This window comes from Pseudomonas sp. MWU15-20650 (genome assembly GCF_023242475.1).
Lineage (GTDB): Bacteria > Pseudomonadota > Gammaproteobacteria > Pseudomonadales > Pseudomonadaceae > Aquipseudomonas.
The window spans coordinates 405,633-414,241 of the sequence record NZ_JALJFG010000001.1 but is presented as its reverse complement, the minus strand read 5'-3'; the positions used below and the strand labels follow the sequence as shown (position 1 = coordinate 414,241).

Sequence of the window (8,609 nt, the reverse complement as noted above, 5' to 3'; positions counted from 1 at the left end):
GGAGGGGGCTTGCTCCCGATAGCAGTGTGTCAGCCAGATTATCTGTCGCTGAACCACCGCCATCGGGAGCAAGCCCCCTCCCACATTTTGATCCGGTTTCGTCAGTCAGGCCGTTGCGCGATGCAAGCTGGCGAGAAAAGCCGCCGCCCCCACGAACAGCCCGGCAAACGTACGGTTCACGCGTTTTTGCTGCTTGGGGGTGCGCAACAGGCGCAAGACTTTCGACGCCAGCCCCGTATACCCCGCCATCACAATCATATCGACGCTGATCATCGTCGCGCCCAGGATCAGGTACTGGATCAACAACGGCGCCTGCGGATTCACGAACTGCGGCAGCACCGCCAGCATGAACACCAGGGCCTTGGGGTTGCTGGCGTTGACCAGGAAGCCACGGAACATCATCGCCATCGGTTTGCCGATCGGGCGCACGGCCGTGTCATCGGTCATGTCCATGGGCAAGGCACGCCATTGCTTGATCGCCAGGTACACCAGATACGCCACGCCGAACCATTTGATCGCATAAAACGCCGTCGACGACGCCGCCAGAATGGCACCCAGGCCACCCGCGACAACGGCAATTTGCATCGCCAGGCCCAGTTGCAGGCCGATGGCATTCCAGTAGCCGCGTATAAAACCGTATTGCAGGCCGCTGGACATCGAGGCGATGGCACCTGCGCCGGGGGAAAGGGAAATGATCCAACTGGCCAGGAAAAAGGCCAGCCACGTGTCGAGAGCCATTACACACCTCAGTATGGAATTCGCAGTTGTGCCTTAAGCTAACTCTGCCGACCAATGACTGGCTATAGATTTTTTAGAGGTGAATGCTAACGGTCGCCCGGGATGACGCCGTGATCGCGCCAGCGCCGAACCGAACGCTGGAAGAACAGGCTGTTGGGCACCTGCACCATTACGCTGCCTGTCCCCGCTTCCTCCACCTCGATCAGGGTGGTGTAGAGCAGGTTGATCGCCACTACCCGGCCTTTGACGCCCGGCTTGTCGACGGTATCCACCAGCTCGACGATATCGCCGAGACGAAACGGTCCGACAGTAAAGATCAGAATGGCACACAGCAGGTTGGACAGCACCGACCACATGGCAAAGAACGCCACTGCGGCAACCGCCACAAACCCCGACAGCGCCGTCCACAGTACCGTGGCGGATACGCCCAGGCGCTCCAGCACAAAGATCAGTGCACTGCCCATTATCAACCAGCGCAAACCACCGCGCAGGGGCATCAGCAACTGAGGCGGGAACGGGTAGCGCTCACCCAGGCGCTTCAGGCATTTGGCCACGAAACGCTGGGCGAAGTAGCCGGCCAGCAGGATCAGCACGATCTGCACACCCACCCAAACAGGTCCGATCCACTGTGCCGGCAATGGCAGCTGCAACGCTTCCATCAGGACAGCGCCTCCAGCTCCGCTTGCAGGGTTTCCAGCAGTTCGAGGGCCTCCATCCAGGTCTCCTCCAACTGCCCTTCACGCACCTTGAGCTTGGCTTGCTCGGCCAACAGGTCACGCAACTCATCCTTGCGTGCCGCCTCATACACCGCGCTGTCGCCCAGGCTGGTTTCGATCTTGGCCAGGCGCTCGTGCACCTTGCCCAGCTCGGCTTCCAGCTTGTCGGCTTCGCGCTTGTGCGGCGCCAACTGCTGGCGCAGCGCGGCGGCGGCTTGGCGCTGGGCTTTCTTGTCGGTTTTATCCGGGTTGACCGGGGTGTTGCTGGCCGGCGCATTACGCAGGCGATAATCCGTCAGCCAGCGCGCGTAATCGTCCAGGTCGCCGTCGAACTCTTCGACTTTGCCATCCGCTACCAACAGGAAATTATCCGTGGTGCTCTTGAGCAAGTGGCGATCGTGAGACACCACCAATACCGCACCACTGAACTCCTGCAGGGCCATGGTCAGCGCCAGGCGCATTTCCAGGTCCAGGTGGTTGGTCGGTTCGTCGAGCAACAGCAGGTTTGGCCGGTCCCAGGCAATCAGGGCCAGGGCCAGTCGGGCCTTTTCGCCACCGGAGAAATTCAGCACAGGCTCATCGATGCGTGCACCACGGAAGTCGAAACCGCCGAGGAAGTCGCGCAGGGTCTGTTCACGCTCTGTTGGCGCCAGGCGCTGCAGGTGCAACAACGGGCTGGCCTTGGCATCAAGCGAGTCCAACTGGTGCTGGGCGAAGTAGCCCACCACCGTGTTCTCGCCACGGGTCAGGCGACCGGCCAGAGGCTCGAGCTCCCCCGACAGGTTCTTGATCAGCGTCGACTTGCCCGCGCCGTTAGGGCCGAGCAGGCCGATACGCGCGCCGGGGGTGAGTTGCAGCTTGACCTTCTCCAGGATGGTTTTGTCGCCATAACCCAGGCGAGCATCCGAGAGATCCAGCAACGGGCTGGAAATCTTCACCGACTCGCGGAATACAAAGTCGAACGGCGAATCGACGTGGGCCGCTGACAGCTCTTCCATGCGTTCCAGGGCCTTGATCCGGCTCTGGGCCTGGCGGGCCTTGGTGGCTTGGGCCTTGAACCGGGCGATGTAGCTTTCCATGTGCGCACGTTGCGCCTGCTGCTTCTCGTAAGCCTGTTGCTGTTGGGCCAGCCGCTCGGCACGGGCACGTTCGAACGCGGTGTAACCGCCACGGTAGAGGGTGATTTTCTTTTGTTCGACGTGGGCGATATTGTCGACCACGGCGTCAAGGAAGTCCCGATCGTGGGAAATCAGCAGCAGGGTGCCCTGGTAGCTCTTGAGGAAGTCTTCCAGCCACAGGATCGCATCGAGGTCCAAGTGGTTGGTCGGCTCATCGAGCAGCAACAGGTCCGAGGGACACATCAGCGCCTGGGCCAAATTGAGCCGCATACGCCAGCCGCCGGAGAAGTCGGCAACCGGACGGTCCATCTGTTCGTTGGTAAAACCAAGGCCGGCGAGCATTTTGCGAGCACGCGCATCGGCGGTATAGCCGTCGGCACTGTCCAATTCGGCGTGCAGACGGGCCTGGGCGGCACCGTCCTGGGTTTTCTCGGCTTCGGCGAGGTCGTGTTGCACCTGCCGCAAACGCAGGTCGCCATCGAGCACATAGTCGATCGCGATGCGGTCCAGGGTATCGATCTCCTGGCGCATATGGGCGATACGCCAGTCGGCCGGCAGCAAGCAGTCCCCGGAGTCCGGGGTCAGCTCACCCAGCAACAAGGCGAACAACGTGGATTTACCGGCGCCATTGGCACCGATCAGGCCGGCTTTGTGACCGGCGTGCAGGGTCAGCTCGGCGTCTTCGAGAAGACGTTGCGGGCCACGCTGTAATGTTAGGCTTTGAAGTCGGATCATAATGGCGGCGGAGTCTACCAGCTTCGTTGGCCGCTGGCTTGGGTGTGAATATGTGCGCTGACCTGTGGAGCTTTGCCCTCTCGCTTTACGCCCGCCCGGGTGTCGAGGCCGCTTGCCTGCGTTTGCAGGAACAAGGGGCAGATGTGTGTCTGTTGCTGTGTGGCGCGTGGCTGGAACAGCGCGGTGTAGCGCTTGAGCCCGAGCGCTTGCGGGCGCTGCAACAACTTGCCGGGTCGTGGCAGGCGAAGGTCATCACACCGTTGCGGCAGCTACGCGTGCAATGGCGAGTCATGGCACAACAGGATGAAGCCTTGGCGGCGTTACGCGAGCGTGTCAAAGCCCTGGAGCTGGAGGCCGAGCGGCAATTGCTCAAGCGTCTGGAAGCACTGGCGCAAGGATGGCCGACAGGTGAGGTGACGGATCAACAGCCGTGGCTGGAAGGATTGGCGGCTGAGGATGCCGCCAACCTTGACCACGACGCGCTGCAGCAGCTGCGCGCCATGGCCACCGGCACTTAGGAAGCGCTGGTTGGTGTGGTGCTTGGCGCGACCGGTGCAGGTGTGCTGCCGGCCGATGCGGTTGGAGCGCTGGACGCTGCCGGGGTAGCGGCAGATGCTGCTGGAGTGGCTGGCTTTGCAGCAGCAGGCTTGGCAACAGCTGGCTTAGCGGCTGGCTTTGCAACAGCAGGTTTAGCAGCTGGCTTCACGGCTGGCTTCGCAGCAGCAGGTTTAGCGGCTGGCTTCACAGCTGGCTTCGCAGCAGCAGGTTTAGCAGCTGGCTTCACGGCTGGCTTCGCAGCAACAGGTTTAGCCGTTGGCTTGGCGGCCGGTTTTGCAGCAGCAGTTTTTGCAGCGGGCTTGGCGGCCGGTTTAGCAGCAGCAGTTTTTGCAGCGGGCTTGGCGGCTGGTTTTGCAGCAGCAGTTTTTGCAGCGGGCTTGGCGGCCGGTTTAGCAGCAGCAGTTTTTGCAGCGGGCTTGGCGGCTGGTTTTGCAGCAGCGGTTTTTGCAGCGGGCTTGGCGGCCGGCTTAGCAGCAGCGGTTTTCGCAACTGGCTTGGCGGCTGGCTTAGCAGCAGCGGTTTTCGCAACTGGCTTGGCGGCTGGCTTTGCAGCAGCAGTTTTTGCAACTGGCTTGGCGGCTGGTTTTGCAGTAGCGGTTTTTGCAACTGGCTTGGCGGCTGGTTTTGCAGTAGCGGTTTTTGCAACTGGCTTGGCGGCTGGTTTTGCAGCAGCGGTTTTTGCAGCGGGCTTGGCGACCGACTTAGCAGCAGCGGTTTTTGCAGCGGGCTTGGTAGCCGCTTTCGCTGCAACAGCTTTGGCTGGGGTACGAGCGCCCAGCACTTTGGCTACGGCTTCCTTCACACGACCAACACCCTGAGCCAGTTTCAGGCTTTCTTGAGCGTCTTTTTTGAGCTGGGAAATGTAGCTGCGGGTTTCAGCTTGGCGATCCTTGAGAGCGTCCAGCAGGTCCTCAAGTTCTTTGACAGCGTCTTTGGCTTTGGCTTGTGCCTTGGCCTTGCCGGCAGTAGCGGCGTCTTGCAGTTTGGTGCGGGATTTATGCAGCTTTTCTTGCGCTTTACCGCGTTGTTTTTCCAGCTTGGCGAGCAGTTTTTCTGCATCGGCCAAGGCTTGAGAACACGCGCTTTCCAGATGTTCGAGCAAGCTGCCCGAAAGTTGTTGGAGTAAGTGCAACGGGGTATTTACAGGCTTCTGTTTGGCCGACATGGTTTACCTCCTGGCTGACGTGGGTGCGGCTCATACTAGCCCTCTGCTCTTACCGCCGCTAGGGCATGTTGACAGTATCGTTTGCCTTGCGTTGCACCGTAAGAAAATTCTTATCGATATAACCATAATCCGCGCCACTTTTTACGCACCCACACTGGCATAATCCGTCGCACTTTCGCCGGGAGAATGCCCATGTCGCGTTACCTTTTTCTAGTGCTTGGCTTGGTAATTGGCGTGGCCAATGCGAGCGAGCAGTCGCCACCAAAAACCACCGTCCCGGCCCCCCACGATCTTGCGTACAGCCTGGGCGCGAGCCTCGGTGAAAGGTTACGCCAGGAAGTCCCCGACCTGCAGATCGAGGCCCTGCTCGACGGCCTCAAGCAAGCCTATCAAGGCAAGCCTCTGGCGCTGGATAACACGCGCATCGAACAGATCCTCGCGCAGCATGAAGCACAAGCCGCCGCCGACGCCCAAGCGCCAAAAAGCGAAAAAGCGCTCACCGCCGAACAGCAATTTTTAACACAGGAAAAAGCGGCCAGTGGTGTACGCGAATTGGAGGATGGCATCCTGCTCACCGAATTGACGCCCGGCACCGGCAGTAAGCCGTTGGCCAGCGATGAGGTGCAGGTGAAATACGTAGGCCGGCTCCCCGATGGCACCGTCTTCGACAAAAGTACCCAGCCGCAGTGGTTTCGCCTCGATAGCGTGATCAGTGGCTGGAGCAGTGCGTTGCAACAGATGCCGGTGGGTGCGAAATGGCGCTTGGTGATTCCTTCCGCCCAGGCTTATGGCGCAGACGGCGCAGGCGAATTGATCCCGCCGTACACACCGTTGATCTTCGAGATCGAACTGCTCGGCACCCGCCACTGACCCAATAAAAAACGGTGCGACATGCGCACCGTTTTTTATCTCGCCGACAAGGTTCAGGCCTGGACGGCAGCCTCTTGCTTGTGAGCGGTGTGCAGCACTTCGATCAGGCAATCTTCCAGTTCGAAACGCTCATGGAGTAGACCGCCGAGTTCCTTGAATTTTTCAGCAACACACTTGCCTTCATCACACAAATCGTTGAAGGCCAACAGCTTCTCGGTGATCACATCGATGCGCGGATAGATCGTCTCGGCCAACTCCAGGCCGCGCTTATCATTGAAGGCTTTCGCTTCGCCGGTCAGTTGCTCATAGATTTCGAAATGGCCAGCAGACACGTAGTCCACCAAAGGCCCGCAGAACTCCTGCAACAACTTGCGATTCTCGGCCAATGCTTCGGGCTTGGCACCGAGAGCATCAAAGGCCCGAACCAGTTCGTGACGTGCCTTCAGCCAGCTGTCGATCAGCTTGTGCACCCCACCCCAGCGTTCCTGAGCATTCTGACAACTTTCCAGCATGATGATCTCTCTTCCCTATAGGGGCGCTGCTGCCGTGTGCCTGCGCAACACTTCAAGGATAAGGCAGCAGCCGGACAAGCGGTTTTGATAACGCGTGCGGGCCAGATTATGCCCGCATGACTATGGCTTCAAGGTACGCAGGAGAGAAAGTTCATACAAGTGTTTAATCCCGCCCTACAACCTGAACCCTTTTTTTCATGGCCTTGTGAGGCGCAAACGTTGGCTGAGCAGCAACCGTGAAAACTGCATGATGCCCAAAATCAACATTGCGACGAAGAACAATAGGCTCCACTCGGGAAGGCTCAGGTCAAACAACGTCCAGTTGATCTCGACGCAATCGACCGTACCGTTGAAGACCGCCCTCACCGCCTGCCAAAACGACAGGTTCTCAATCATGTGCTGCAAGCTGGGCCAGCAGTCCGCGACTTGGTTTGACAAGGCGTTCTGCAGCAACACCTGGCGCCCGGCGGTGATGGCGCCGAGCGACGTACACCCGATGCTCGCCAGGCCATACAGATAAAGGCCGGAGCGCCCTGGGTTATGAAGAGCCGCAATCAAGTTGATCAGCGTAAAGGTCGCGAGGAACAGCCGCTGTACCTGGCACAGGAAGCAAGGCTGTAGCAGTGCGCCGTATTCCAGATAGAACGACGCGCCCAACGTCAGCGCACCAGCCATGAACGCCAGGAAAAACAAGGAGCGTAAGGGGGCCAAAGACATTGTTTATCCGCACTGCAAGAGATGGGTCGTTACGGTAGAGGAAAGGCCCGACCCCTTTCAATACGCCCTAGAGCAGACAATTCCGCGAAAACGTAGGGAGATCCCGCCAGAACCTGGAAGAAATGCCCTAACAATACGTAGGAATTAATAGCGACACCCGTTAAATCGAGCCTTTACATGGGGTTGAAGGATTGGCGTCAGATAGGTCTGAGCCAACCCATTCACCCTTTCCTACTTCAAGCTCGCACAGGTACTGGCAACGGCGAGGCGAGCAGGCGGTTATCGAGCATCCCTAACCCTTCCTGAAACAGCTGGTTGCTGCGCTCGGTATCCCCCAACTGAGCCAGCAGGCGGGCCAATTCGGCACAGGCCTCAGGATTGCGTTGCGCTTGCAGGCTGCTTTCCAGGTAGTCCCGGGCTTTGCCCCACAAACTGTTTTGCAAGCACAGACGGCCCAGCGTCAGAAGCAGGCTGGCATCGCCCGGATGATCCTTGAGCCAGCCTTCGGCGAACTTCAATTGACGAGCCGGATCACTACCACGCAGCAGGCCATAAAGCCGGATAAGGTGGCTGTCATAGCCACGTTTGATAGCACCGCGCAGAGCTTCTTCGGCCTTGGCATCAGCGCCCAGTCGACGCAACTGTTCTGCATACGCCAATACCAGCTGTGGCTCCTGGCGCTGGGCGGAAGTCAGTTGCTCCCATGCCCGCTCAAGAGACTGCAAGCCCGCCTCACCCTGCTCTTCACGTTGGGCTGCCAGGCTCAGGTTCTCGCCCCAGGCACGACGCTCCAGCTCAGCCAGCTCGCTGGCAGGCAATACTTTGTCCTTGCGCAACTCAGGCAACAGGCGAATCACCGATGACCAATCGCCCCGCTGTTGGTGCAGGCGTTGCAACTGTCGCAAGACCTGCGCGTTATGCGGGTGACGTTCGTGCATCGCCTGCAGAGTGACCAGGGCGCCTTCAGTGTCGCCACGGTCCATCTGCAATTGCGCATGACTCAAGGCCACCGCCAGCTCCGCCTGGGGCTGGCGCTCCAAGGCGCGCTCCAGCAAACCATCGCACTCTGCGTAACGGCCCTGTTCATTGGCCGCACGGGCGGCGCCGAGGTAGTACAGCAGCGGCTGACGCTCCGCTTCTGCGGCGCGTTGCAGGTGGCGCTCAGCACTGGCCCAGCGCCCCTCGGCGAGGTCCATCTGGCCTTGCTCGATTGCGATCTGCACTCGGCGACTGCGGTTGCGGCGCGACCACGGGTTGACCACTCCACCGGAGGCAGTGAGCAAGCCGAACACTACGCGGATCAGGTAGATCGCCAGGCCGATGGCAAATACCGCGACCAGCGTGGCCCACAGGCTCGATTCGTAATGCAGCAGATGGGGATAGGTAATCAGCACGTAGCCCGTGTGCTTCGAGATACCCACAGCCAGCGCGAGAGCGACCGCGATCGCCAGCACCAGGACCACATAGAAACGCTTCATCG

At 59.8% G+C, this 8,609-nt stretch carries 9 protein-coding genes; 2 read left to right on the top strand and 7 right to left on the bottom strand.

Annotation, left to right across the window (positions count from 1 at the left end; translation table 11 throughout):
* Positions 1 to 105: 105 nt before the first annotated feature.
* From M5B43_RS01870 to M5B43_RS01860, 3 genes are all read right to left on the bottom strand, one after another.
* Complete coding sequence (locus M5B43_RS01870) at positions 106 to 738, bottom strand: LysE family transporter (RefSeq protein ID WP_248748527.1); 633 nt, start codon at positions 736 to 738, stop codon at positions 106 to 108.
* Positions 739 to 824: 86 nt separating this feature from the next.
* Entirely contained in the window at positions 825 to 1,397 is a 573-nt protein-coding gene (locus M5B43_RS01865; protein WP_248748526.1) for a mechanosensitive ion channel family protein, read from the bottom strand.
* Positions 1,397 to 3,307, bottom strand: coding sequence for an ATP-binding cassette domain-containing protein (locus tag M5B43_RS01860; protein ID WP_248748525.1), 1,911 nt, complete (start codon positions 3,305 to 3,307; stop codon positions 1,397 to 1,399). Before M5B43_RS01860 ends, M5B43_RS01865 begins: the two co-directional genes overlap by 1 nt.
* Positions 3,308 to 3,357: 50 nt before the next feature.
* Here M5B43_RS01860 and M5B43_RS01855 point away from each other — a divergent pair, with 50 nt between their 5' ends.
* The gene (locus M5B43_RS01855; RefSeq protein WP_248748524.1) at positions 3,358 to 3,825 is read left to right on the top strand and encodes a TIGR02444 family protein; all 468 of its coding nucleotides are present in this window, start codon (positions 3,358 to 3,360) and stop codon (positions 3,823 to 3,825) included.
* On the opposite strand, the gene M5B43_RS01850 is transcribed toward M5B43_RS01855, so the two are convergent.
* A complete protein-coding gene (locus M5B43_RS01850; RefSeq protein ID WP_248748523.1) occupies positions 3,822 to 5,030 on the bottom strand; it encodes an AlgP family protein in 1,209 nt (402 codons plus the stop codon). The genes M5B43_RS01855 and M5B43_RS01850 overlap by 4 nt on opposite strands.
* A gap of 192 nt (positions 5,031 to 5,222) precedes the next feature.
* Between M5B43_RS01850 and M5B43_RS01845 the strand changes: the two genes are divergently transcribed.
* Positions 5,223 to 5,900 carry an FKBP-type peptidyl-prolyl cis-trans isomerase gene (locus M5B43_RS01845; protein WP_248748522.1) on the top strand — a complete coding sequence of 226 codons (678 nt, stop codon included), beginning with the start codon at positions 5,223 to 5,225 and terminating at the stop codon, positions 5,898 to 5,900.
* 53 nt (positions 5,901 to 5,953) lie between these two features.
* On the opposite strand, the gene rsd is transcribed toward M5B43_RS01845, so the two are convergent.
* The 3 genes from rsd to M5B43_RS01830 all read right to left on the bottom strand — a co-directional run bounded on the left by rsd (position 5,954) and on the right by M5B43_RS01830 (position 8,607).
* Positions 5,954 to 6,412, bottom strand: coding sequence for a sigma D regulator (gene rsd / locus M5B43_RS01840; RefSeq protein WP_248748521.1), 459 nt, complete (start codon positions 6,410 to 6,412; stop codon positions 5,954 to 5,956).
* 195 nt (positions 6,413 to 6,607) lie between these two features.
* A complete protein-coding gene (locus tag M5B43_RS01835) occupies positions 6,608 to 7,129 on the bottom strand; it encodes a disulfide bond formation protein B (protein ID WP_248748520.1) in 522 nt (173 codons plus the stop codon).
* A gap of 236 nt (positions 7,130 to 7,365) precedes the next feature.
* On the bottom strand, positions 7,366 to 8,607 hold the full coding sequence (locus tag M5B43_RS01830; protein ID WP_248748519.1) for a heme biosynthesis protein HemY: 1,242 nt from the start codon (positions 8,605 to 8,607) through the stop codon (positions 7,366 to 7,368).
* Positions 8,608 to 8,609: the final 2 nt, after the last annotated feature.

What these genes read in the sequence shown, in the direction of transcription:
- M5B43_RS01865 (WP_248748526.1), bottom strand. Translation starts at nt 1,397, where the DNA reads ATGGAAGCGTTGCAGCTGCCATTGCCGGCACAGTGGATCGGACCTGTT.
- rsd (WP_248748521.1), bottom strand. Translation starts at nt 6,412, where the DNA reads ATGCTGGAAAGTTGTCAGAATGCTCAGGAACGCTGGGGTGGGGTGCAC.
- M5B43_RS01830 (WP_248748519.1), bottom strand. Translation starts at nt 8,607, where the DNA reads ATGAAGCGTTTCTATGTGGTCCTGGTGCTGGCGATCGCGGTCGCTCTC.
- M5B43_RS01835 (WP_248748520.1), bottom strand. Translation starts at nt 7,129, where the DNA reads ATGTCTTTGGCCCCCTTACGCTCCTTGTTTTTCCTGGCGTTCATGGCT.
- M5B43_RS01845 (WP_248748522.1), top strand. Translation starts at nt 5,223, where the DNA reads ATGTCGCGTTACCTTTTTCTAGTGCTTGGCTTGGTAATTGGCGTGGCC.
- M5B43_RS01870 (WP_248748527.1), bottom strand. Translation starts at nt 738, where the DNA reads ATGGCTCTCGACACGTGGCTGGCCTTTTTCCTGGCCAGTTGGATCATT.
- M5B43_RS01860 (WP_248748525.1), bottom strand. Translation starts at nt 3,307, where the DNA reads ATGATCCGACTTCAAAGCCTAACATTACAGCGTGGCCCGCAACGTCTT.
- M5B43_RS01850 (WP_248748523.1), bottom strand. Translation starts at nt 5,030, where the DNA reads ATGTCGGCCAAACAGAAGCCTGTAAATACCCCGTTGCACTTACTCCAA.
- M5B43_RS01855 (WP_248748524.1), top strand. Translation starts at nt 3,358, where the DNA reads ATGTGCGCTGACCTGTGGAGCTTTGCCCTCTCGCTTTACGCCCGCCCG.